Source organism: Ensifer sp. (assembly GCF_035999135.1).
Lineage (GTDB): Bacteria > Pseudomonadota > Alphaproteobacteria > Rhizobiales > Rhizobiaceae > Ensifer.
Window position 1 is genome coordinate 1 of record NZ_DASYGZ010000080.1, and the last position, 23,748, is coordinate 23,748.

A 23,748-nucleotide genomic window follows, 5' to 3' on the forward strand; every position below is an offset into this window, starting at 1 on the left:
CGCCTGCCGCATAGGTTAATGGAGATTCACGCTTGGCGGCTGGCAACCGCTGATTTGCAGGGGCTACGGGGCCCAGAAGCACGAAAGTGACAGAATGGCGAAGTACCGTATTTCCCTTTCCAAACAGACGTTTGGCGTGGCGGCAGTGCTGTCGGCGGCAATCGTCTCGGGATGCTCGACGGTAGAGCACACGTCCCTGGAAGAACTTACGGCTGTACAGACGGTCACGCCCCTTGCGAAGCCCGGCACCGAGATGACCGCCTATGCGCTGCCGACGCCGGATGGCGTTGCGACCGCCACAAGCGCGGCGCTGACGGCGCAGACAGCCGCCCAGACAAACGGTATCGCGGCCACCTATCCGGTCGCGACCGACCTGGCTGAGGGAGCCGAAGCCGCGCCGGCACTGGTGGCGGTCCCCGCTGCCAAGCCGGGTGACACCATGGCGCTTGCCATGGTCGCGCCGACAAGCCAGACCAACGCCACCGCAGCCATTGCCGCGGCCGAAGCTCCGGTCCCGGGTGACGCAACCCAGATGGCAGCCGCCGCCCCCTCGCCCGCGGCGGGCAAGACCGGCCGGGTGCAGGATCTCCCGCTTTCGACGCTTGCGGTTGCCGCTGCGATGGAATCGGACTTCGACACCGGCGAGCCCGTCGGCCTCGAGACGCTGGTCGCAAACCGCATGATCGTGCCGACCGAGCGCCCGAAGACCGGCGTCATCGGCTCGACCGTCGCTGCCGTTGCCAGCGTCATTCCGGATTCGATGAAGTTCTCCAAGACGCCGACCAGCTCGCGTCCCGAACTCGACAAGATGATCAAGTACTATGCCGATCTCAACGGCATTCCGGTCGAGCTCGTGCACCGCGTCGTCAAGCGCGAAAGCAACTACAACCCGCGCGCCTACAGCAAGGGCAATTATGGCCTGATGCAGATCCGCTACAACACCGCCAAGGGCCTCGGCTATGACGGTCCGGCGGAAGGCCTGTTCGACGCGGAAACCAATCTCAAATACGCGACGAAGTATCTGCACGGCGCCTGGATGGTGGCCGACAACCAGCACGACAGCGCGGTCAAGCTCTATGCAAGCGGCTATTACTACCACGCCAAGCGCAAGGGTCTGCTCGAAGAACTCGGGATGAAGTGAGCCGAGGCTCAGATCCGAAGGTCATTTTCTTGCGAGGCGCTCAATCGAGCGCCTCAATTATTTTGGCATTGAGCTTCTGCACGTCGTAGCCAAGCCGCGAGGGCGTGAGGCCGAGCCGAACCACCGCAAGCTTGAGCGAAGGCACCAGCATGATCGCCTGACCGTCATGGCCAAGCATCCAGAAGCTGTCGGCCGGGAAACTGCCGGTCCCCGCCCGCACGCCGTTTTCCTCCAGCCACACCTGACCCTGGCCGTATTTGCCGCCGGAGGCCTTGGTCGGCGTGCGCATGAAGGTGACGTAGTCCTTCGGCAGCATCGCCCGTCCCTTCCAGACGCCGTCCTGCAGCAGGAACTGGGCAAATCGCGCCCAGTCCCGCGCCGTCGCATACATGTAGGACGAGCCGATAATGGTGCCGGCCTCGTCGGTCTCCATCACCGCGCTCTTCATGCCGAGCGGCGCAAACAGCGCGTCGTGCGGAAAGGAAAACGCGGCGACGGGATCGTCGAACGTCCGCATCCACAGCCGCGACAACAGGGTGCTGGTGCCGCTGGAGTAGCGGAAGTCCGTGCCGGGCTTGGCCACAAGCGGCTTTGCCGCCGCATAGCTCGCCATATCCGTCTCGAGATAGAGCATCCGGGTCACGTCGGTGACATCGCCATAACTTTCGTTGAACTCGAGGCCGCTCTGCATGCCCAGGAGGTCGGCAAGCGTGATGTTCGCGCGGTCGTCGCCAGCCCACTCCGGCAGCAGGCCTGCGCGCGACACGTCCATGCGCCCCTCGGCCACCCGGAGGCCGATCAGCGCTGCGGTGACGGATTTGGTCATCGACCAGCCGAGCAGCGGCGTCGACCGGTCGAAATCGCGGCCATAGGTCTCGGCAACCAGTCGCCCATCCCTTACCACGGCGATCGCCCGCATGCCCGGCCCGGCAAGGTCAGGATTCTCGATCAGCGTCTGCAGCGCGGTATCGATCTCTGCCCCCTCCCCCTCTGGCCAGGCGGCAGCCGGGGGCGGCGGGCTCGGCGCGACGCTGTCGAGTTGCGCAAGCCCGGTTCGATCGCCGTCGGGAAGATTGGCGCAGCCCGCCCCCGGCCGATAGGCCGAATAGCCCGGGGCTGCGAAACCGAGGATCCGCGCCGTCACCATCTGCTTCTTGTCATCGACGGCGACCTGGACAAGCTTCAGCAGCGGATGGCCCGGCGCCTGCACGTCGTCGGAGAGCACCGTCTGGGCATCGCGCCCGGCAATGAACACGTTGGAACAGACGATCTTCGCCGCATAGCCATCGCCAACCCTGAGCAGGTCCGGCGGCGCCAGCTTCAGCCACCCGACGAGCGCGACCACGACCAGTGCGAGTACCGCGCCTGATATCTTCAAAAAGCGTCCCATCTGGCCCTCCGGAAGGAGCATGCGCCGTACGTTCAATACCACGCGCGAAGCAGCATGCCCCAAGAGAACCAGTATTTCACCGGCAGGAAAAGCCCTGCCGATTTCAACTCTTCATTTCGCAAGGCTTTGCACACCTTCGAAAAGCGCGAAAAGGATCTTCGGCAACGGCAGCTTTTGCCTAGGCGGAGTACCTGCGGTCGCTGCTGCCCGCAACGGCAAGCAATCCAGTGACATCGGTCAAGGACGGGGATAGCCAGGGGCCCCGAATTTCGGCCGCACCGCAGGCGCGGGCGCAATCCGCCTCGCTCTCCTTCTCGATGCCGCTGACGGCGATGCTCAGGTGCAGCACCTGCCCGGTCTTGATCAGGCAGGCCAGCAGCGCCGTGCTGCGTTCGACACCGTGCGCGTTGCGAACGGCGCTAAGGTCGATCGTCACCTGGTCGGGCTTCAGGTTGGGAAATGGGTTCAACGGCAGGGATGAGGCCGCCCCGCCGCCAAGGGCGACGCGCACGCCGAGCGCGCGCAAGCCGCGCAGGTTGTCAGCGACGAGGGCGAGATCCTCGCTTGCGAAATCTTCCGCTACCTCGACCGTCAGGCGCCCTGCCGGCAGACCCGCCTGGCCGAGGCATCGCTCCACCTGCCCGACAAAATCACGATCCTTCAGTTGCGGCGCGAAAGGCACGAGCGTCAGCCCCATCGGCGAGGGCCACGTCACGGCATGCCTCAACGCCGTCGCCAGCGCCCAGGCGCCGAGCGCAAGGGTGGCGGCACCCTGCTCAGGCAACTCGAAGTCCTCCGCGGCAATGACGCCGCGCAGCGGATGCTGCCAGCGCAGCAACGCTTCGAAGCCGCGAATGGCGCCCGTTTCCGCACCCGCGATCGGCAGGAATTCGAGGAAGAACTCCTCCTCCTTCAGGCCTCGCGCCAGAGCGCGCTCCGCCTCCGCCCGCTGCCGCACGGCATGCGACATCGTCTCGGAATGGAAGGCATGGCTGTTGCCGCTGATCGCCTTGGCTTCGTAGAGCGCGAGGTCGGCCCGCTTCAGCACATCGCCCGTCGCGGTGTCCGACCGTTCGACAAAGGCGACACCGATGCTGCAGCCCGAGGCGACCTGCGCCTCCCCGAGATCGAAAGGCTGCTCGAAGAGCCGCTCGATACGCGTCGCCACCGCTTCGGCCTCGGCCTGCGAAGACGCGCCCGCCGCCGAAACCACGAACTCGTCGCCGCCCAGCCGGTAGACGCTCGCATCCCCGGCAAAGGCGCGCCTGAGCCTGGCGCTGAACTGCTTCAGCAAGCGATCGCCAGCGTCGTGTCCCATCGTGTCGTTGACCGCCTTGAAGCGGTCGAGATCGAGCAGAAGCAGCGCGCTGCGCTCGAAGGCAGCACCGTCGGCAACGAGCGCCTGCCGGATGTCGACTTCCAGCGCCGCACGATTGGCAAGTCCCGTCAGCTTGTCGCGGTGAACCTCGTGGCGCAGGCGACGCTCGGCGCGGCGGGCGGCGTGAAGCTCGAGCTCAAGCCGGCGCGAATAGCGCCAGCGATAGAAAGAGCCGCCAAGGATGAAAGGCATCGCGCCTGCTGCTAGCACGGCGGGAACGTCCCAGTGCGCCGTGGATTGTTGAGGCAGCGTGGTCTCGGTTGCGAACCACGCCGCAGACACCAAAGCTCCCAATGCCGTGCCGACAGCTGCAAATCGCTGCTCGGGCTTCGGCAGAAACGTTCTTAACATCATGTCGACGCCCCCCGAATATGAGAAGGTGCTAGCACGCCAGGGTTTAATGAATTCTTATGGGTAAAAAATAGCAGTCACCCCATCTCCGCCGCCCCCCGAGAGCTGTGGAAAGCCCGTCATCAAAGTGTAGCCGAGTCAATTTAGAAGCGGCTAAGTTTCAACTGGATGACCGTCAGAGATGAATGAACTCGCTCCCGACGTCGGCTTTGGCAGAAAAAACCCGAAGCTGAAAAACGCCCTGCTGCAGCACAAGACGCTCTCGCTCGCAGGCCTTTCGGAACGCCTCTTCGGCCTGCTCTTCTCAGGCCTCGTCTACCCGCAGATCTGGGAGGATCCGATCGTCGACATGGAAGCGATGCAGCTCGGCGCCGACAGCCGGATCGTCACCATCGGCTCGGGCGGCTGCAACATGTTGACCTATCTGTCGGCCGGGCCGCGCAGGATAGATGTCGTCGATCTCAATCCGCACCATATCGCGCTCAACCGCCTGAAGCTAGCTGCGTTCCGCCACCTGCCGAGCCACAAGGACGTCACGCGGTTCCTGGCAACGCAAGGGACCGGCACCAACGCCCAGGCCTTCGATCTCTTCCTTGCTCAAAAGCTCGACCCGGCGACACGCAGCTACTGGAACGGCCGAGACCTCACAGGCCGCCGCCGCATCGGCGTCTTTAACCGCAACATCTATCGCACCGGCCTGCTCGGCCGTTTCATTGCGGCAGCCCATCTGCTCGCCCGTCTCCACGGCGTCAACCCGGAAGAATTCGTCAAGGCGCGGTCGATGCGCGAGCAGCGCCAGTTCTTCGACGAGCGCCTGGCGCCGCTGTTCGACCGCCCGGTCATCCGCTGGATTACCGGCCGCAAGAGCTCGCTCTTCGGCCTCGGCATCCCGCCGCAGCAATTCGACGAGCTTGCGAGCCTCAGCGCCGAAAAGTCGCTCGCAGCGGTCCTGCGCCATCGCCTCGAAAAGCTAACCTGTCACTTCCCCCTGCGGGAGAACTATTTCGCCTGGCAGGCCTTCGGTCGCCGCTATCCGCTGCCGCATGAAGGCGATCTGCCGCCCTATCTCGATGCCAGCGCCTACGAGACGATCCGCAACAACGCCGATCGCGTCGAGGTCCATCATGCCAGCTTCACCGAGCTGCTTGCCCGCAAGGCCGCGGGCTCCGTCGACCGCTACATCCTGCTCGACGCGCAGGACTGGATGAACGACCAGCAGCTGAACGATCTGTGGACTGAGATCACCCGCACGGCCGACACCGACGCCGTCGTCATCTTCCGCACCGCCGCCGAAGACAGCATCCTGCCCGGTCGCGTTTCGGCCGCCCTGCTCGACCAGTGGCATTATGATGCCGAGACCGCGCTGAGGCTCGGGGCCGAGGATCGCTCCGCCATCTACGGCGGCTTCCACATCTACCGGAAGAAGGCTTGAGCCCATGGGTAACGCCGGGATTTCCCACGCGCGGCGCATGGACCACATGTACCGCTACCAGCGGCATTTCTACGACCTGACGCGCAAGTACTATCTTTTCGGTCGCGACACGCTGATCCGCGACATGCAGCCGTCCCCGGGCGCGTCCGTGCTCGAGGTCGGCTGCGGCACCGGACGGAACCTGGCGCTGATCAAACGATGCTTCCCTTCCGCCCGACTGTTCGGCCTCGACATCTCCCAGGAAATGCTGGCATCGGCCGACGCGAAGCTGAATGGCGGCGGCAAGCGCGGCGCGGCCCTCAAGGTCGCGGACGCGACGGACTTCGACCCGGCGATCTTCGGCGAACGCGGCTTCGACCACATCGTGCTGTCCTACTCGCTGTCGATGATCCCGGATTGGCAGGAGGCGATCGATGCAGCGATCGCAGCACTCAATCCGGGAGGCTCGCTCCATATCGCCGATTTCGGTCAGCAGGAGCGCCTGCCTGAGAGCTTTCGCCGCGCCCTGCACGGCTGGCTCAACCGCTTTCACGTCACACCGCGCGAGCGCCTGTTCGACGTCTTGCGGGACAGGGCCAGGCAGAACGGCGCCGACCTCGAGCGGCGCGCGATCGGCCGCGGCTACGCCTGGCTTGCGGTCTATCACCGCCCGGCCGTCGCAATCGCAGCCTGAGACAAGCGCCCGCTCGCCCTGCCCGGAGATCCGCGGTCCCTGGCAATTGAGCGGGCCGCACCGGCAACCGACCGGTTTGTGGTGCTTTCACGCCTCGCCGCTTCGCGCAATTCCCGCTTGAGCTAACCCAATTTTTACGATGATATGGTGAAGATGGGGTTCACGCCTCGCTGGGGGAAATCACCGATATGGAAGCCATCGTGTGAGGCAGGATCGTCGCTCGTCTCTAGACAGGTACCCCATGCGCCGGCTTCTCCTGGCTCTGTTGCCCATTGCCACCCTCCTTTCCGCCTGTTCGTCGACCGATTACGACCTGATGCAGACGGCATCGATCCCGCCGCGTTTTCAGGATACGGATCCGCAGAACTTCGGTGAGCGCACGCCGCAGCACCACAACATCCACGGCATCGACGTTTCGAAATGGAATGGCGATATCAACTGGACGAAGGTAAAGCAGTCCGGCGTTTCCTTCGCCTTCATCAAGGCGACGGAAGGCAAGGATCGGGTCGATACCCGCTTTGACGAATACTGGCAGAAGGCGCGTGCCGCCGGCATCCCCTATGCGCCCTATCACTTCTATTACTTCTGCTCGACCGCCGACGACCAGGCGGACTGGTTCATCGCCAACGTTCCGAAGAGCGCAGTCTACCTGCCGCCGGTTCTCGACGTCGAATGGAACGGCGAATCGAAGACCTGCCGCCATCGCCCGTCGCCGGATGAAGTGCGCGTCGAGATGAAGCGCTTCATGGATCGCCTCGAGGCCCACTACGGCAAACGGCCGATCATCTACACCTCGGTCGATTTCCACCGCGACAATCTCGTCGACCAGTTCAAGGAGCATCACTTCTGGGTGCGCTCGGTCGCCAAGCATCCGGGTGAAACCTATGTGGAGCGCCGCTGGGCGTTCTGGCAGTACACCAGCACCGGCGTCATTCCCGGCATCGACGGCGCCACCGATATCAATGTCTTCGCCGGCTCGGCGAAAAACTGGAAGAACTGGGTCGCCGCAGTCTCGCAACCGAAACAAAATTGACAAACCTGCCGATAGGTGCGGCCGACAAACCCATTTTCTTCTTTCGGTCATAATGCTCTGAGAGAGCATCGACAGATTTACAGCGACCATTGCGCATCTCGAAGGACGCGCAATGGTCGCTGTAGCACTTTAAACCTGCTGCATGGTTTCACGCCTCGATCGGTCACGATCTCAAGGAAATCGGCAGCGCATTGACCGTTTTGACTGCCCGTGGCGATGGTCCCGCATGCCATGGCAAAGAAAGGAATTTATGATGATCCGCACCACCAGGCACGCGCTTGCCTCCGTTGCACTCCTGGCGCTGACAGCCACAGGTGCTGCCGCCCAGACGGCTGCACAGCCCAAGGCAGCAACGCCGGCCGTCGCCTGCGGCGGCGACCTCGGCGCGTTCCTGCAGGGCGTCAAGGCCGAGGCGGTCGCCAAGGGCGTTCCGGCCGATGTCGCCGACCGGGCGCTTGCGGGCGCGGCCATCAATGAAAAGGTCCTGAGCCGAGACCGCACGCAGGGCGTCTTCAAGCAAACCTTCACCGAGTTTTCCAAGCGCACCGTCAGCAAGTCGCGGCTCGATATCGGCCAGCAGAAGATGAAGGAATATGCCGACGTCTTTGCCCGCGCAGAGAAGGAATTCGGCGTTCCGGCCCCCGTCATTACCGCCTTCTGGGCGATGGAGACCGACTTCGGCGCCGTTCAGGGTGACTTCAACACCCGCGACGCGCTGGTGACGCTCTCGCACGACTGCCGCCGTCCGGAAATGTTCCGTCCGCAGCTGATCGCGGCGATCGAGATGGTGCAGCACGGCGACCTCGACCCGGCAACGACGACCGGCGCCTGGGCCGGCGAAATCGGCCAGGTGCAGATGCTGCCGGAAGACATCATCGCCTACGGCGTCGACGGCGATGGCGATGGCCACGTCAACCTGAAGAAGAGCTCGCCCGACGCGATCCTGACCGCGGCCAAGTTCATCAAGAGCCTCGGCTTCACGGCCGGCCAGCCAGCGATCCAGGAAGTCAACGTTCCCGCCGAGCTCCCCTGGGAAAAGACCGGCCTGCAGCCGGGCATGAAGGCTAGCGACTGGTTTGCGCTCGGCGTCAAGCCGCGCGACGGCGACACCGCGTTCGGCAACCTCGAAGCCTCGCTGGTGCTGCCGCAGGGCCGCAAGGGCGTGGCCTTCCTGACCTATCCGAACTTCAACGTCTATCTCGAGTGGAACCAGTCGTTCATCTACACGACCTCGGCCGCCTACTTCGCGACCCGCCTCGGTGGCGCCCCCACCTATGAGGGCGGCAATCCGGAGCCGGGCCTCGACGACACCGGCATGAAGGCGCTGCAGACCAAGCTGCAGACGCTCGGGCACGACGTCGGCAAGATCGACGGCATCCTCGGCTCCGGTACCCGCGCAGCGCTGCAGAAGGAGCAGCTTCGCCTCGGGCGCCCGGCCGACGGCTGGGCAACGCTGGATCTTTTGAACGCGCTCTAAGCCTGACCGGCAACCGCCGGCCCGACCTTGGGCTGAAACCAACACCCCCGCAGATCGAAAGGTCTGCGGGGGGTTTTCGTGTCCTGCCCCTTCGGACCCACGCCTCCGTCCGGCACGCCCCGCGATCGAAGTTACCACCCGCCCCGGCTGTCGCGCGTGCAAGAACCGGGTGGTGGCTTTTTTAGCGCCGGGTTATGAGAGACGCGGGAAACCCGAACGGACAGGCACAACCATGAACGCACGCACCGCGGTCGCCGGCCAGCAGATGAACATCACGACCTGGGCGCTGCTGGCGCTTCTCGGCCTCATCTGGGGCGGGTCATTCTTCTTCGCCCGCGTTGCGGTCACGCATGTGCCGCCGTTCACGCTCGTTTTCCTGCGACTCGGCCTCGCGGCAATTGCGCTGCATCTCTACATTCGCGGCCGCTTCGGCATGTACGAGGCCCTTGCCGGCCGCTGGCGCGAGTTCGCGCTGATGGGGTTGATCAACAACGCCATCCCGCATGCCTTCATCTTCCTCGGCCAGACGCAGATCGGCGCCGGGCTGGCGGCAATTCTCAACGCCACCACACCGGTCTGGACGGTCATCATCGCCAACAGGGCAACCGATGACGAGAAGCTCAGCTCCGCCAAGATCGGCGGCTGCCTGCTCGGGCTTGCCGGCACTATTGTGCTGATCGGGCCGAGCGCCGTCGCCGGCCTCTTCGGCACATCGACGAACGTGCCGCTCTGGGCACTCCTGCTGCCGGTGCTTGCGGCGGTCAGCTATGGCTTTGCCGCAACCTACGGCAAGCGGTTCCGGGATCTGGCGCCGCCGGTGACGGCTGCGGGTCAGCTGACGGCTTCGACGCTGATCGTGCTGCCCGTGGCCGCCTTCAGCGATACGCCCTGGCTTCTGCCGATGCCGCCGCTTGAGGTGATCCTGTCGATCCTTGGCCTGGCGCTGGTCTCGACGGCCTATGCCTACATTCTCTTTTTCCGGATCATGCGGGAAGCCGGTGCCACCAATGCCTCCCTGGTCACGCTTCTGGTGCCGCCAAGCGCGATCCTGCTCGGCTACCTGTTTCTCGGCGAAACGCTCCAGCCGGCGGATTTTGCCGGCATGGCGCTGATCGCGCTTGGCCTGGCGGTGCTCGATGGCCGGATCCTGCGTCGCAACCGCACGATCTGACGCCTGCACCTCGCCCCTGACCGCAGCCGGCCGGCGAACGCAACCTTCTAGCCATGAGGAAGCCGGCATGCTTTTTCCCGCCGTCAACTACGGGTGGCGGCGGGGGAATCAAGCGCCCCGATACGTTCCTCGCTGACGCACTCACGCTCGGTTACAAACGTTTACATTAACCGTGTTGAAGCGATTGTGAAAAAAATGTGGCAGCCACGAAATGGAAGTCATTTCATAAGGATAGCCCTGTGAATAAGGGTTTCGAGGCTCACGGATTTCGCACTGCAGCACAAGTTTCCCTTTAACCCTCCCTGATTTCGCCCTATGTTTTAACGCGTCAACGCAGGGAGGGTCTTCCATGGGCCTTACACATTCGCTGAACGTCCTCATGATCAGTGCAGCGTTCGTTTTCGTAGCCACGATGCTCTTCATCTAGGGAGCGGCCGCGGAGAGTCCAAACCGAATAGGGACTTAAATTCCGGGAAACCATTTTTGCAGCATCAAACACGTTAGACCTCAGGGACAACACAAGGTCTGGACGCTGCGACAAACGAGAGAGCGCCTGAAGATCCGATCTTCGGGCGCTTTCCTTTTGCGGCGAACTCCGATGCCGCGATGCAGCCGTTGATGCGCGTCAGCGCATGCTTGCCTCGATCGGCGCGCCCGATGGAAAGTACGGCAGGAATTGAGAGCGCCTCGCGACCCCGCCGGGCCTCGCCAAGTCGAAAAGAAACCACCCAAAGTTCCGGCGGCGGCAATGCCACACGCCCGGTTCGGCGCGCACGAAGCACCGCCGCACGCTGGATTGCCGCGTGTCTTCCCCTTGAAAGGGCTGCGGCCAGAGTACCCTGCCTCAGAGCGAAAACACTTCAGGCCGGAAACGATGTTCCGTCATCAACGCGCCAAGGCGTCCTTTGTGCGTTCATGCGAACGCACGGCGCCCTGAAGGGAAGATGCGGCGGGACCCAAGGAGCTGTTCCGAGGACACGCCCGCACGGCGCCGGGCTTGCTCAGGCGGCAGCGCCCGCCACCCGCTTGTGCTGAGTCTCGTCGACCGCCTCGCCTGCCTGCGGCGCGACCTGCTCGAAGCCGACGAGATCGAGCACGGCTGTCACCAGCGGCGTGCGGTTCATGGTGTAGAGGTGGAAATCACGCACCCCGCGGCGGGCGAGATCGACGATCTGCTCGGCGGCGATGTGGGTCGCCTCCTTGAAGCGCTCGGCCGGCTGGTCTTCGAGGTGGATCAGCCGCGTGACGATCGCCTCGGGCACGCTGGCGCCACAGAGGCCTGCGAACTTCTGGACCTGCGTGAGATTGTTGATCGGCAGGATGCCCGGAACGATTGGGATGGTGATGCCGGCGCGGCGCACGCGCTCCAGGTAGCGCTCAAAATCATTGTTGTCGAAGAAGAACTGCGTCAGTGCCCGGTTCGCACCCGCATCGACCTTGCGCTTCAGCATGTCGATGTCGGCGTCAACGTCAGGGCTCTCCGGATGCTTCTCCGGATAGGAGGAGACGGAGATCTCGATGTCATCGCCGCGCGCGCGGATCGCCCTCACCAGATCGGTGCTGCTCTCGTAGCCGCCCGGATGCGGCTGGTAGACGCTGCCGATGCCGCCCTGCGGATCGCCGCGCAGCGCGACGAAGTGCCGGACCCCGCATTGGATGTACTCGTCGATGACGGCATCGACTTCCGCTTTCGGCGCGCCGACGCAGGTCAGGTGTGCCGCGGTATTGGCAAAGCCCTTTTCCTCGATCATCCGCCGCACGGTGGTCAGCGACCGCGCCTTGGTCGAACCGCCGGCGCCGTAGGTGACGGTGACGAAGGCCGGGGCGAAGACGGAGAGGTCTTCCGCCGTCTGGAAGAGCTGTGCTTCCATTTCGTCGGTCTTCGGCGGGAAATACTCGAAGGAGAGCCTCAGATTGCCGCGCTCGGCCGGGTAAAGCGTCTGTGCCGTCATTATCAAACTCCCCCCGCCTGGGCGCGCGGCCGCGGCGTTTCATTCTCATTCACGGCGCGCCGGTCGCGCGCCAGCCAGATCGTCACGGTCAGCTTGCCCTCGTCCGCCCCCTCCGGCGACAGGTCGGTCGCCTTCTCCAGCGAAAGCCCTGATTTCGACAGCCAGTCGGCGATCGCCTGATGCGAGAAGCCGAGGCGCGCATGGGCATGTTCGTCGCGCAGGTGCTCCAGCCCGTGCGGCGCGAAATCGATGATGACCAGCCGCCCGCCCGGCGTCAGCATGCGTGCGGCTTCCGCGATCGCCGCTTCCGGTTCGTCGAGGAAATGCAAGACCTGATGAATGGTGACGAGATCGAAGGTCTGGCCGTCGAGCGGCAGGTTGAAGATGTCGCCATGACGGATCGACGCCTTGGTGATGCCGGCGCGGTCGAGATTGGAGCGCGCCACCGCGAGCATGTCGCGGCTGGCGTCGACGCCGACGCCGCGGCGATAGAGGCCCTCGAAGAGTTGCAGGATGCGGCCGGTGCCGGTGCCGAGATCGAGCAGGCTTTCGACCTGCTCGTCACCCACCATTTCGCGCAGCTTCGTCTCGACGTCGCGCTCGCTCACATGCAGGCGGCGAAGCTCGTCCCAGCCGGCGGCGTTGCGGCTGAAATAGGCCTGCGCTTTCTCCGACCGCGCCTTCTTCAGTGTGGTGAGCCGCGATGCGTCGCGCGCAAGCACGGCATCGTCGAGCGAGGCCGAGGCAAGCATCGCCCGCGCCAGGCCGACACGGGCGCCGTCCTGCCTCAGCCGGAAGTAGGCCCAGGCGCCTTCCTGGTAGCGATCGATGAGCTCGACCTCGGCAAGCAGCTTCAGGTGCCGCGAAATGCGCGGCTGCGATTGCCCGAGAATTTCGGTAAGATCGGTGACGGTGAGATCGCCCGCGGCAAGTAACGCGACAAGACGCATCCGGGTCGGCTCACCCGCCGCCTTCAGAACGTCCACCAGCGCATCCAGTCCCAGTTCGCCCTGCGCAGCCATCGCGATCCCCATCAACACATAAAGATATGTTTATGTGATTTGCGATGCTGGTGCAAGCGGATTTGCGCGCAAGGGCCAAACAACGGCGCTGCGAGAACAGGCCATACATAGGAAAACGGGCGGAGCCTGCGCTTCGCCCGTTTCAGGATGAGCTTCGATGCACGCGCGACACTCTTGCCGCAAGTGGCGCCGCAGATCGCGGCGCCGTGCCTCGACTAGCGTGTCAGACGCTTGTAGGTGACGCGCTTCGGGTTGACCGAATCCGGGCCCAGGCGGCGGATCTTGTCCTTCTCGTAGTCTTCGAAGTTGCCTTCGAACCACTCGACCTGGCTGTCGCCCTCAAAGGCGAGGATGTGCGTTGCCAGGCGGTCGAGGAACATGCGGTCGTGGCTGATGATGACGGCGCAACCGGCGAAGTTTTCGAGCGCGATTTCGAGCGCTGCCAGCGTCTCGGTGTCGAGGTCGTTGGTCGGTTCGTCGAGCAGAAGCACGTTGCCGCCGGCCTTCAGCATCTTGGCGAGGTGAACGCGGTTGCGCTGACCGCCCGAAAGGTTGCCGACCTTCTGCTGCTGGTCGCCGCCCTTGAAGTTGAAGGTCGAGCAATAGGCGCGCGAGTTCATCTCGTGCTTGCCGAGCTTGATGACTTCGGCACCACCGGAGATTTCTTCCCAGACGGTCTTGTTGCCGTCGAGAGCATCGCGGCTCTGGTCGACATAGCCCAGATGCACGGTTTCACCGATGCGGATCGAACCGCCGTCGGGCTGTTCCTGGCCGGTGATCATGCGGAAGAGCGTCGTCTTGCCGGCGCCGTTCGGGCCGATGATGCCGACGATGCCGCCCGGCGGCAGCTTCAAGGACAGACCGTCGATCAGCAGGCGATCGCCATAGCCCTTGGTGACGCCTTCCATCTCGATGACCACCTGGCCGAGACGCTCGCCGACCGGGATGATGATCTGGGCGTCGCCCGGACGCTGGTTTTCAGCCGCGTTGACCAGTTCGTCGTAGGAGCGGATACGCGCCTTGGACTTGGCCTGGCGGGCCTTGGGGCTCGATGCGATCCATTCCTGCTCGCGGGCGATCGCCTTCTGGCGGGAGGCCTCTTCGCGACCTTCCTGCTGCATGCGCTTGGCCTTGGCGACGAGGTAGGCCGAGTAGTTGCCTTCGTAGGGAATGCTGCGGCCGCGATCGAGCTCGAGGATCCAGCCGGTGACGTTGTCGAGGAAGTAGCGGTCGTGGGTGATCATCAGCACGGCGCCCGGATATTCGCGCAGGTGCTTTTCGAGCCAGGCGATCGTCTCGGCGTCGAGGTGGTTGGTCGGTTCGTCGAGGAGCAGCAGGTCCGGCTGCGACAGAAGCAGCTTGCAGAGCGCGACGCGGCGCTTTTCACCACCCGACAGATTGGTCACTTCCGCATCGCCCGGCGGGCAGCGCAGCGCTTCCATCGCCATTTCCACCTGGCTCTCGAGATCCCACAGGTTCTGGCTGTCGATGATGTCCTGAAGCTTGGCGCCCTCTTCCGCCGTCTCGTCGGAATAGTTCATCATCAGCTCGTTGTAGCGGTCGACGATCGCCTTCTTCTTGGCGACGCCTTCCATGGCGTTTTCAAGCACGGTCTTGGTCGGGTCGAGCTGCGGCTCCTGCGGCAGGTAGCCGACGGTCGCACCCTCGGCAACCCAGGCTTCGCCGGTGAATTCCTTGTCGAGGCCGGCCATGATGCGCAGCACGGTCGACTTACCGGCGCCGTTCGGGCCGAGAATACCGATCTTGGCATCCGGGTAGAACGACAGATGAACGTTCTCCAGGACCTTCTTTGCGCCATAGGACTTATTAAGTCCGGCCATATGATAGATGAACTGACGTGCCATGAGGGAATGCTCCGCAGGGATAAGGAAATTTGCCCGCTATGTAGGCGAATTAGTGGAAGGGGGCAATGATCAAAGGCATTCGCCCCCGCCTATCCCAAAACCAACCCCCCTGACGGAACCCCCGGCACGCCTTGACAAGCAGGCAGCCGGAACCCTGCGGGGCCCACTTGCGCTCAGACACGTGGCGCCCTCTCCAGCCCCACGCCGGCGAAACGCGCTATCCGCGGCCGGCGCCGTCGGCGATGCCCCTGGCGCATTTGAACGCGGTCGTTCCCGCCGCCTGGATCAACGGCCCAAGGCTCGATGCCTTCAGGACGTCGCCCGTCAAGCCGATCGTCAGCCCGGTGATGACGCTGCGTCCCTGGACCGTCTGGCAGCGCATGCGCACCCGATCCCCGGCGCCCGCGCCGAAACTCTGGTCGAAGGCTTGCTTGATCGCCGTCTCGTCGAGCTCCGTTCCGATGCCCTGGCGAAACAGCGCCCCGACAGCCGAGCGATTGAGCTCTTCCAGCAAACGCAGTTGCACGGCGAAATAGTCGTCGACCGAACTTGCCTGGCAGGTGCCGCTCATCAGCCACTGGTGCCGATCAAGGCCGGATTGCACGCCGGGCATGGCGACGAGCAACCGTGACGCGGTCTCGTCGGCCATCGCAAGCTTCGGCAGCTCCAGCCAGTTGCCCGAGCGGTCCTTCGCCCGCACCTCGGCCGCCACGCCGCAATAGCTCTTGCGCAGCGGCCAAAGGCCGTGCAGCGCAAAATTGGTCGCATCGAAGCGCTCCGCCGTCTGGGTCGTGCACTCCTTGCGCTCCGGCCGCGTTTCGCAGAAGCCGGGCTGCCAGCTCACCGCCAGCACATATTCGGTTCGGCTTGCGCCGCTCCCCGGCCCGGCCTGCCCCGCGTCGGCTTCGCCCGCAGCAAAGGCTGACGGCGCAAGCAAGAGCGCCAGCGCCGCAATTGCGCCGGACACCGGACGTGAGATCGCTTTACAGAAATGCATCATGCCATCCTCCGCGAAAACAGAACAGGAACAAATATCGCTCAAAACGGGAAAATTGCAACCCTTAATATGGGCGTCTTCAAATCGCTTGTGACCTCATGCGCAACGATCAACAAGCGGCGATTGCCTTTGCCGCACAAATCGATTTGAAATCGCGGTTGGTCTGTCGAGATTGTTGCCGGGAGAAAAGATGTTCGGGCAGGTGAAGACACTTCTAAGCCCGTCCGGTGCAGCGCTCGCCTGGCGTCATGCTCCGGCTGAAGTCGATGCCCGCGGCATCCTGCTCATCAGCCACGGCCTTGCCGAACATTCCGGCCGCTACGCCCGTTTTGCCGAGGCGATGGCGGGTGACGGATTTCACGTCTACGCCCACGACCATCGCGGACATGGTGAGACGCGCGCGCCGGACGCCCAGCTCGGCATGTTTGCGCGCCGTGACGGTCTCGACAAGGTCTTCGCCGATATCCGCGCGGTGCGAGAGATCGCGACCGCCGCGCACCCCGGCCTTCGGGTCGTGCTCTTCGGCCATTCGATGGGCGGTCTGATCGCGCTCAACGCTGCCGAAACCGATCCCTCCCTTTATGACGCGCTTGCCGTCTGGAATTCCAATTTCCGACCGGGGCTTGCCGGCCGTGGCGGCCAGCTGATCCTGAAGATCGAGCGGGCGCTCAAAGGCTCGGACGTGCCAAGCCCGCTTCTGACGAAACTCACCTTCGGCATGTGGGGCGGCGCCATCAAGGACCGCAAGACCGAGCTCGACTGGCTGTCGCGCGACAATGCCGAGGTCGCCAAATATGCCGCCGACCCGCTCTGCGGCTTCGATGCGACCGTCTCGCTCTGGCTCGACCTTTTCCGGCTGTCCTACGCTGGCGCCCGGCCAGACCGGCTGGCGCGGCTCAAGAAGGGGCTGCCCGTTCACCTCGTCGGCGGCAGCGCCGACCCGTCGACCGAAATGGGCAATGCCATCCGCTGGCTCGACACCCGGATGAAGGCGGCCGGCCTGACCAACGTTTCCGCCACCGTCCATGATGGCATGCGTCACGAGACCCTGAACGAGCTCGGCCGGGAGCAGGCGACCGCCGACTTCGCCGCCTGGTGCCTTCGGGCCGTGGCAGACAAGCGCTGACCGGAAATCCTGATGGCCGACATGCCCCTTCCCAGGATCAGCACCGATCACAATCGCATCTCCTTCGGCCTGACGCTGATGGTGATCTCGGTGTTGCTCTCGCCGCTGATCGACATTTTCGCCAAGCTCGCGATCGCCACCGTCCCCTCGGCGGAAATTACCGCCGTGCGCTTTCTGCTTCAGGTGGTCTTCATCCTGCCGGTCGTGCTGATGCGCGGAACCCTCTTCGACCTCACCTGGAGGAAGACCGGACTTCACGCGCTGCGAGGCGGGCTGCTGGTCGTCACCATGCTCTCCTTCATCACCACGCTAAAGGTGATGGAGGTCGCCGATGCGATCGCGATCTTCTTTGTCGAGCCGATCATCCTGACGATCCTCGGCAGCATCTTCCTGAAAGAGACCATCGGCTGGCGGCGTTACACCGCCTGCGGCGTCGGCTTCTTCGGTGCCCTGCTCGTCATCCAGCCGAGCATGCAGGAGGTCGGCTGGATCGCCCTTCTGCCTGTCGTCGCCGCCTTCGGCCTCGCCGTGTTCCTGCTCGTCACCCGCATGGTCGCCCAGAACGAGGATCCCTGGTCGATGCAGTTTCACGCGGGCATCTGGGGCGCTCTCTTCTGTCTCGTGCTGCTGTATCTGGGCGAAGGCACCGGCTCGAGCGTCTTCGATCCGGTCTGGCCTGAGGGCGTGACCTGGTATTACCTGCTCGGCGTCGGCGTCACCGCCACCATATCCGGCGTGCTCGGCGTCTACGCTTATCGCGCAGCACCTGCCTCTGTGCTGGCGCCGTTGCAATATCTCGAAATCGTCTCGGCGACGATCTTCGGCTGGCTGGTGTTCGGCGACCTGCCGGATGCGCTGAAATGGCTCGGCATCGCCATCATCATCGGGTCCGGTCTCTACATCATCTGGCGCGAGCGCCGCGTTAACAAGGACACGAGCGTAGCACCGGTGTCGCCCGCGATCTGACGGGGGCGGTCAAGCAACAAAAGAAAGACCAACGGGAGGAAAGACATGAAAACTGGAGGTCAGCTCATCGTCGATGCGCTCGTCGCAAACGGCGTCAAGCGCATCGCCTGCGTGCCGGGCGAAAGCTATCTGGCCGTGCTCGACGCGCTCTATGACACCGGCATCGACGTGCTCGTCTGCCGCCAGGAGGGTGGTGCGGCCATGATGGCGGACGCCTGGGGCAGGCTGACGGGCGAGCCCGGCATCTGCATGGTCACCCGCGGTCCGGGCGCAACCAACGCTTCGGCCGGCCTGCATGTCGCGCGGCAGGATTCGATCCCGATGATCCTCTTCATCGGCCAGGTGCAGAGCGAGGCGCGTGAGCGCGAGGCCTTCCAGGAGATAGAGTACCGCCGCGCTTTTACCGAGGTCGCCAAATGGGTCGGCGAGATCGACGACCCCGCCCGCATTCCCGAATTCGTCACCCGCGCCTTTGCCGTCGCCACCTCCGGCCGCCCCGGCCCGGTGGTGCTGACCCTGCCCGAGGACATGCTGACGCGCAGCGCAGAAGCGCCGGCCGCCCAACCCTACCAGCCGGTCGAGGGCCATCCAGGTCCTGCCCAGCTGAAACGGCTCGGCGAGATGCTCGAACATGCCAAACGGCCGATCGCCATCCTCGGCGGCACCCGCTGGACGGGGACAAGCGTCGCTCAGTTCCAGCGCTTTGCCGAGCGCTGGAAGCTGCCGGTCGGCTGCTCCTTCCGTCGCCAGATGCTGTTTGACCACCTGCACCCAAGCTACGCCGGCGATGTCGGCATCGGCATCAATCCTGCTTTGGCAAAGGAGATCAAGGAAGCCGATCTCGTGCTGCTTGTCGGCGGCCGTTTCTCGGAAATGCCCTCCTCCGGCTACACGCTGATGGACAGCCCCTATCCGCGCCAGACGCTGGTGCATGTGCACCCCGACACATCCGAACTCGGCCGCGTCTACCGCCCGGAACTGGCGATCGCCGCAAGCCCGAGCGATTTCGTCGCCGCACTCGAGCAGCTTGCGCCCTCCGGCGAACCGGCCTGGTCGGCCCGCACCGAGGCCATGCATGCGGCCTACCTCAAATGGTCGACACCGCCCGAGACCGGACCGGGTTCCGTGCAGATGGGCCCGATCATGAACTGGATCGAGGCGAACGTGCCTGAGGACACGATCTTCACCAACGGCGCCGGCAACTACGCCACCTGGGTGCACCGCTTCCACCGCTTCCGCCGGTTTGCCACGCAAGCCGCCCCCGCTTCGGGCTCCATGGGCTACGGCCTGCCGGCGGCGGTCGCGGCCAAGCAGCTTCATCCGGATCGCGAGGTCATCTGCTTTGCCGGCGACGGCTGTTTCCTGATGCATGGACAGGAGTTCGCAACCGCGGTGCGCTACCGCCTGCCCATCATCACCGTCGTCGTCAACAACGGCATCTACGGCACGATCCGCATGCATCAGGAGCGTGAGTATCCCGGCCGCGTCAGCGCCACCGACCTCACCAACCCCGATTTCGCAGCGCTCGCCCGCGCCTATGGCGGCCACGGCGAGACGGTCGAGCGAACGGAAGAGTTTGCCGACGCATTCCTGCGCGCCCGCGCCAGCGGCAAGCCGTCGATCATCGAGATCAAGCTCGACCCCGAGGCGATCACCCCGACGCGCACGCTGAGCGAGATCAGGGCCGGCTGAGGAGGCCTGTTAAGACGGGTTCAATCACGGCGCAGACGCGCCGTGGCTGGATTCCTGTGACAAGCACAGGAATGAGGGCGGTCTGAAAGCCAACGCTGTGGGTTGCTTTGATCGAGGATGCCCCTGCGGATCGCTCCACCATCCGCACGCCCGCATCAACATACCTGCCATCGCGCAAAACGGGTTTCAGCCCGTCACCAACGTTTTTGCGTCCCGAAGCGCTTCCTCCCCTCCCTCATTCCTGTGCTCGTCACAGGAATCCAGCAGCGCCGCGTCGGCGGCGCGGGAAACACGCCTGCGCCCTATCCACTTGCGCCGATAAACTGAACCTCCCCCTACTCCAGCCACTCCGTCGAAAACGCGCCGGCCTCGTGCAGGTCGATGGTCTCCAGCCGCCCCGGCCCGAGGTTTTCGAACTTGTGCGGCACATTGGCCGGCGCTACGACGATCTGGCCGGCCTCGGCGTCGATGGTGCGATCGCCGACGGTGAAGCGGGCGCGGCCGACGCGCACGATGAAGGTTTCGGGATAGGGATGGCGGTGCAGCTTCGGCCCGTAGCCGATCTCGTCGGTGGAAACGAAGATCACCGAGACGCCAGCGCCATAGGCGCCGCCCTCGAACTCCCCTTTCCAGACGCCGGGCTCGTCGGCCCATTGCTCACGCGATATGAGATGCGCGTCGGCCATGCCGATCCTCCGTTGTCAGATGGAACGAACGGGCCGAGCGCGATCTTCAGAAACGGGAAGCTGGCTCAGCCGCGGATATGCTGGGTCTGCTGGTAGACGGCAGTCGAGCGCGCGCCGGAGCGGCAGTAGCCGAGCATCGGGCGCTGAAACTCGTCGAGCGCGTCGACCATGTTCTTCACTGCGTCAGCCGTCACGCCCATCGGGCCGACCGGGATGTGCTTGATTTCAATCCCGAGCTCTTCGGCACGCGCCGCGATGGAATCGAAGGTCGGCTGATCCGGCGCTTCGAAGTCCGGGCGGTGGCAGACGATGGACTTGAAGCCGAGCGCCTTGATCTGGTCGAGATCCTCGACGCTGATCTGGCCGGTGACCGAGTATTCGTCGTTGATCGGGCGGATGTCCATGGTCGTCTTCCCTTGAGGAAATGAGGTGGCCCCTGATGTAGGCGCAGCCATATCTCCCGTCAATCGAAAGCCGCAGCTCAGACGACGGCAAAAGCAATCGCGTAGCTGCGCCCCTCGCCCGGTTGAAGCGGTGTCAACTCGCCTGCCGCGGCCAGGTCCGGTCGCTTTGCAATGCGATGCGACACCGGCTCGATGCTGATCACGTCGGCGTCGCCGCGCTGGCAGCGCCACATCTGCAGGAACGGCAGCGTGTCGGCGCGGAAGCGCACATGCAGGCTTCGTCCGCCGAGGCCTGCAAGTCCGGCGAGCGTCACCTGCGACCAGCCGTCGGCGCCGACCGCCGCCGGAAGGCAGAAATGCGCGCTCTCGCCCTCGCCGAAGCGCCAGCCGCGCTCACCGTTTTCGAGCGACGCGCTTACGATCCGGCTATCTGCACCGAGCAGGCGGCCGGCGACGTTGAGGTGATACATCATCATCGGGGCAAAGGCCGAGGTGCCGGCGTTAATGACCCGATCCTCCAGCTTCACCTCGTTTCGCTCCGCATCGTTGCGCCAGCGCCGCTCGACCCGCGCATGCCCGCCATCTGCAAGTGTCACCTCGATCGTCGCCGTGCATGCGTTGCCGCCCTCGCCCATCTCCGTGCGCGTGACCGCCGTTCCGGCAAGCGAACCGTGCAAGGGATAGCGCGCACAGTCCCGGCGACCCTCGATCGTCTCAGGATGGCGGATGTGCTCTGGCCCGCAGGTGAAGAGAAATCCGGCAAGCGCCCGGTCGATCCTGGGATCCCCGTCGGAAGGGATGGCGTCGCCCGGCGAAAGATCGACGCCGTCGACGACGAAAGCGGCGATGTCGAGCGCCGACAGACGGTCGAACAGCACGTGATTCTCTTGCCTGTCGGTGGGTTCTTCGAGCGTTTTCAGCATGTCCCCTTCCTCAGATCGGCCGCAGAATCAGTGCAATCACAAAGAGATGATACCCGAGGAAAGACACAATTCATCGGTTGAAGCCTCGCGCTGCGCCACATAGATAGAATTTAACGGCTTGTTCATGATGAATTCATTTTTTTCACATTAACGTCGAAATCCAAATGTACCGCGCCACATCCATGTCTATGAAAACAGGTTCTCTCGTGACGTCAGCGACCCGCACAGGCCTTTCGTTTCTCGCCGCAGCCGGCTTTCTCGCCGTGGATTTGACGGCCGCCTTCGCGCAGGATTATCGCGGGTCCAACCGTTATGGCGACGATGTCATGCTGGTGACGCCGAATGGCGAGATCCTCGACTACGTGCCGGGCGCCGACGAAGTGCAGACCATGCGCGACAGCCGCGGCCGCACGCTGCTCATCGACAGCTGGGGCAACGTGGTCGCGACCGTTGTGCCGAACAATCGCGCCCGTCAACGCGACTACGGCGGCCAACGCCAGGGCGACTATGGCCGCGAGCGCCAGCCCGACTATGGCGGTGGCTACCGTCGCCAGGGCGACGTCGACATCTATTCGAACCAGCGCCCGCGCAACCGCGACCGCGGCTATGGCTATTCCGAGCCCGAATACGGCTACTCCGAACCCGGCGAGGTCACCACCGGCTCGATCCCCGATTATCGCGACGTCGTGCCTCCCTCGACTGACGGCAACGAGCTGCCGAACAGCCTGCCGGGCCTGATCGACGGCACCGAGGAAGCCTCGATCGATCCAAACGTCAGCAGCCCGGCCGGCCCGTCGATGCCGCCGGCGATCTCGGTCAAGTCGAAGTCGCGCGCCGAAATCACCGCGTTGCAGGTCTTCCTCGACCGCGAGGGTTTTTCGCCCGGTGTCATCGACGGCAAGATGGGCTCGAACGTCACCAAGGCGATCGAGGCCTGGCAGCAATCAACAGGCGAAACGCTCGACCCCAACAACACCGACGACATCTTGGAGCGGCTGCGCATGAGCGGCGGCATGCCGATCACCAGCTACACGATCACGGCAGCTGACGCCGCCGGCCCCTATGTCGCCTCGATCCCCGAGGATTACGCCCACAAGGCGCAGCTTCCGCACATGTCCTTCACCTCGACGACGGAAATGCTCGGCGAGAAGTTCCACATGGACGAAGCCTATCTGCGCGAACTGAACCCCGGCGTCGATTTCACCATCCCCGGCACGATCATCAAGGTGATCAATCCGGGCGCCAACAAAACCGGCAAGGTTGCCCGCATCCTCGCCGACAAGGGCCGCAAGCAGGTGCTTGCCTATGACGAGGCCGGCAAGCTGATCGCCGCCTATCCGGCAACCATCGGTTCGTCCGACACGCCGTCGCCATCGGGCACCGTCAATGTCGAGCGCATCGCCCTCAATCCGGGCTACACCTACAATCCGAAGATCAACTTCAAGCAGGGCAACAACGACAAGGTGCTGACCCTGCAACCAGGCCCGAACGGGCCCGTCGGTACCGTCTGGATCGCGCTTTCGAAGCCGACCTACGGCATTCACGGTACGCCGGAACCGTCAAAGATCGGCAAAACCCAGAGTCACGGCTGCGTGCGGCTCACCAACTGGGACGCGACGGAACTTGCCAAGATGGTGAGCACCGGGGTCACGGTCGAGTTCGTCGACTGAGCGAACCCGGCCGGCTGTTAACCGAAGCGTTGTTTTTTTGGCATTTTTCTTGGGGCTTCCCCCAATTGGGTGAGTGACTTCGCGCCTGCAGCATAGATGATGGGGATGCTTGCTCGACCATCCACGACAGGCAACCCGTGTTAAATGTCTTTTCGCCGGCGCTTGGGCGTCCGGCAAAATTTTTTCAGATCTATCCATTTGAAAAGACCGCAGCTGCCGACGACCCAGCTGCGGTTCTTTTTCACGATCCGGCTTCAAGGCCCGGCAGGGCGCCCGCCCGCTCCTCCCCGCAGACCGTCCTGTGCATCATGACTTCATGAAACATTGTCATGAGAATTTTCCCGGCGATCCGCTATCACCTGATATATCGAAGACCATGGCCGGCATTGCGGCCGCACG

19 protein-coding genes are annotated in these 23,748 nt (G+C 64.1%); 10 read left to right on the top strand and 9 right to left on the bottom strand.

The features are described from left to right. Positions 1–94: 94 nt before the first annotated feature. The gene (locus tag VGO12_RS09070; RefSeq protein ID WP_327512409.1) at positions 95–1,141 is read left to right on the top strand and encodes a lytic transglycosylase domain-containing protein; all 1,047 of its coding nucleotides are present in this window, start codon (positions 95–97) and stop codon (positions 1,139–1,141) included. A 40-nt stretch (positions 1,142–1,181) separates the two neighbouring features. Here the strand turns inward: VGO12_RS09070 and VGO12_RS09075 are convergent, their stop codons facing one another. After that, entirely contained in the window at positions 1,182–2,531 is a 1,350-nt protein-coding gene (locus VGO12_RS09075; RefSeq protein WP_327512410.1) for a serine hydrolase, read from the bottom strand. 178 nt (positions 2,532–2,709) lie between these two features. Then, a complete protein-coding gene (locus VGO12_RS09080) occupies positions 2,710–4,263 on the bottom strand; it encodes a putative bifunctional diguanylate cyclase/phosphodiesterase (RefSeq protein WP_327512411.1) in 1,554 nt (517 codons plus the stop codon). Between the two features lie 178 nt (positions 4,264–4,441). Between VGO12_RS09080 and VGO12_RS09085 the strand changes: the two genes are divergently transcribed. The 5 genes from VGO12_RS09085 (at position 4,442) to VGO12_RS09105 (ending at position 10,046) form a co-directional block, all read left to right on the top strand. Further along, positions 4,442–5,692 (top strand): DUF3419 family protein, encoded by a 1,251-nt coding sequence (locus tag VGO12_RS09085; protein ID WP_327512412.1) that lies wholly within the window; start codon positions 4,442–4,444, stop codon positions 5,690–5,692. 4 nt (positions 5,693–5,696) lie between these two features. Beyond that, positions 5,697–6,365, top strand: coding sequence for a class I SAM-dependent methyltransferase (locus VGO12_RS09090; RefSeq protein WP_327512413.1), 669 nt, complete (start codon positions 5,697–5,699; stop codon positions 6,363–6,365). A gap of 241 nt (positions 6,366–6,606) precedes the next feature. Then, positions 6,607–7,398 carry a GH25 family lysozyme gene (locus tag VGO12_RS09095; RefSeq protein ID WP_327512414.1) on the top strand — a complete coding sequence of 264 codons (792 nt, stop codon included), beginning with the start codon at positions 6,607–6,609 and terminating at the stop codon, positions 7,396–7,398. Between the two features lie 253 nt (positions 7,399–7,651). Then, entirely contained in the window at positions 7,652–8,875 is a 1,224-nt protein-coding gene (locus tag VGO12_RS09100; RefSeq protein ID WP_327512415.1) for a lytic murein transglycosylase, read from the top strand. A 232-nt stretch (positions 8,876–9,107) separates the two neighbouring features. Further along, on the top strand, positions 9,108–10,046 hold the full coding sequence (locus VGO12_RS09105; protein ID WP_327512416.1) for a DMT family transporter: 939 nt from the start codon (positions 9,108–9,110) through the stop codon (positions 10,044–10,046). Between the two features lie 1,001 nt (positions 10,047–11,047). Here the strand turns inward: VGO12_RS09105 and metF are convergent. The 4 genes from metF to VGO12_RS09125 all read right to left on the bottom strand — a co-directional run bounded on the left by metF (position 11,048) and on the right by VGO12_RS09125 (position 15,885). Beyond that, positions 11,048–11,998: a methylenetetrahydrofolate reductase [NAD(P)H] gene (gene metF / locus VGO12_RS09110; RefSeq protein WP_327512417.1), complete on the bottom strand. Its 951-nt coding sequence runs from the start codon at positions 11,996–11,998 to the stop codon at positions 11,048–11,050. Between the two features lie 2 nt (positions 11,999–12,000). After that, entirely contained in the window at positions 12,001–13,020 is a 1,020-nt protein-coding gene (locus VGO12_RS09115; protein ID WP_327512418.1) for a metalloregulator ArsR/SmtB family transcription factor, read from the bottom strand. Positions 13,021–13,235: 215 nt separating this feature from the next. Next, a complete protein-coding gene (ettA, locus tag VGO12_RS09120) occupies positions 13,236–14,885 on the bottom strand; it encodes an energy-dependent translational throttle protein EttA (RefSeq protein ID WP_327512419.1) in 1,650 nt (549 codons plus the stop codon). 217 nt (positions 14,886–15,102) lie between these two features. Continuing rightward, complete coding sequence (locus tag VGO12_RS09125) at positions 15,103–15,885, bottom strand: ribonuclease T2 (RefSeq protein ID WP_327512420.1); 783 nt, start codon at positions 15,883–15,885, stop codon at positions 15,103–15,105. Between the two features lie 187 nt (positions 15,886–16,072). Here VGO12_RS09125 and VGO12_RS09130 point away from each other — a divergent pair, with 187 nt between their 5' ends. Genes VGO12_RS09130 through VGO12_RS09140 form a run of 3 tightly spaced genes read left to right on the top strand, consistent with a single transcriptional unit; the run spans position 16,073 to position 19,666 of the window. Beyond that, positions 16,073–17,008, top strand: a complete 936-nt coding sequence (locus VGO12_RS09130; RefSeq protein WP_327512421.1) for an alpha/beta hydrolase — start codon at positions 16,073–16,075, stop codon at positions 17,006–17,008. A gap of 21 nt (positions 17,009–17,029) precedes the next feature. Continuing rightward, the gene (locus VGO12_RS09135; protein WP_414650697.1) at positions 17,030–17,974 is read left to right on the top strand and encodes a DMT family transporter; all 945 of its coding nucleotides are present in this window, start codon (positions 17,030–17,032) and stop codon (positions 17,972–17,974) included. Positions 17,975–18,019: 45 nt separating this feature from the next. Next, positions 18,020–19,666, top strand: a complete 1,647-nt coding sequence (locus VGO12_RS09140; RefSeq protein WP_327512423.1) for a thiamine pyrophosphate-binding protein — start codon at positions 18,020–18,022, stop codon at positions 19,664–19,666. Positions 19,667–20,001: 335 nt separating this feature from the next. On the opposite strand, the gene VGO12_RS09145 is transcribed toward VGO12_RS09140, so the two are convergent. From VGO12_RS09145 to VGO12_RS09155, 3 genes are all read right to left on the bottom strand, one after another. Further along, on the bottom strand, positions 20,002–20,352 hold the full coding sequence (locus VGO12_RS09145; RefSeq protein WP_327512424.1) for a cupin domain-containing protein: 351 nt from the start codon (positions 20,350–20,352) through the stop codon (positions 20,002–20,004). A gap of 65 nt (positions 20,353–20,417) precedes the next feature. Continuing rightward, positions 20,418–20,756 (bottom strand): TIGR01244 family sulfur transferase, encoded by a 339-nt coding sequence (locus tag VGO12_RS09150; protein ID WP_327512425.1) that lies wholly within the window; start codon positions 20,754–20,756, stop codon positions 20,418–20,420. A 77-nt stretch (positions 20,757–20,833) separates the two neighbouring features. Beyond that, entirely contained in the window at positions 20,834–21,676 is an 843-nt protein-coding gene (locus tag VGO12_RS09155; RefSeq protein ID WP_414650698.1) for a DUF4432 family protein, read from the bottom strand. A 167-nt stretch (positions 21,677–21,843) separates the two neighbouring features. On the opposite strand from VGO12_RS09155, the gene VGO12_RS09160 reads away from it, so the two are divergent. Beyond that, positions 21,844–23,349 carry a L,D-transpeptidase gene (locus tag VGO12_RS09160; RefSeq protein ID WP_327512428.1) on the top strand — a complete coding sequence of 502 codons (1,506 nt, stop codon included), beginning with the start codon at positions 21,844–21,846 and terminating at the stop codon, positions 23,347–23,349. Positions 23,350–23,748 lie beyond the last annotated feature (399 nt).